The following is a 625-nucleotide window of genomic DNA, read 5'->3' on the forward strand; positions in this document are numbered from 1 at the left end:
TCTTCTCCTGCTGCTTCCTTCCGGGCCGCCAATCGAATGGCCGCCGATCGCGGGATAAGCCTCGACGGAACTGCGCTGATGCGGGCTGTGCTTGCTGTCGCTGGGGAAGGTGAGGGGCAGAACGCGCCTGAGGAAATTGCCGAGGATGCCATGGAGCTATTGGGCAAGGGCAGCGGGGCCTCATGTCGAAAATCCTCGACGGTGTCATCGGCTATTGTGTCGACAAAGGCATGCCGCTCGTTTCCGTTCTTGTCGTTCGGCAGTCGAATAGATGTCTCGATTCTTCGGCCAAGAAGGAGATTGTGCACGTCGCCAATTCGCTCGGCGTTGACGTCGGCGACTCCGAAACATTCCTTGATCGCCAGATTGAGGCTGCAAAGGAACTCGCTCGACGAGGCGTTTCGTGACAGGAACCCGTAACGCAATGGCCCGAAAGAACGCCCCGACCGCGAATGTAACGGCGGGGCGTTATTGCTGTTTCCCGCTCCCTTGAGCCGGTTTGGCCCAGGGTGCAATCTCGCTTCGGGGGGGTGCGAGATGCGCGGGTTATTTCTCATCGCTGCCGTGCGCATGCGGCGGATGGTCAGGATTAGCCCCTCTCCTAACCGAGTAGCGCGGAGTGTGT

At 59.8% G+C, this 625-nt stretch carries 1 protein-coding gene; it reads left to right on the forward strand.

From position 1 onward, the window contains the following. Positions 1-182 precede the first annotated feature (182 nt). Positions 183-407, forward strand: coding sequence for a hypothetical protein (locus NEI07_RS17090; protein WP_256036238.1), 225 nt, complete (start codon positions 183-185; stop codon positions 405-407). The last annotated feature ends 218 nt before the right edge of the window (positions 408-625 follow it).

The sequence above is a fragment of the Methylocystis suflitae genome (genome assembly GCF_024448135.1).
GTDB classification, from domain to species: Bacteria; Pseudomonadota; Alphaproteobacteria; order Rhizobiales; family Beijerinckiaceae; genus Methylocystis; species Methylocystis suflitae.

What these genes read in the sequence shown, in the direction of transcription:
- NEI07_RS17090 (WP_256036238.1), top strand. Translation starts at nt 183, where the DNA reads ATGTCGAAAATCCTCGACGGTGTCATCGGCTATTGTGTCGACAAAGGC.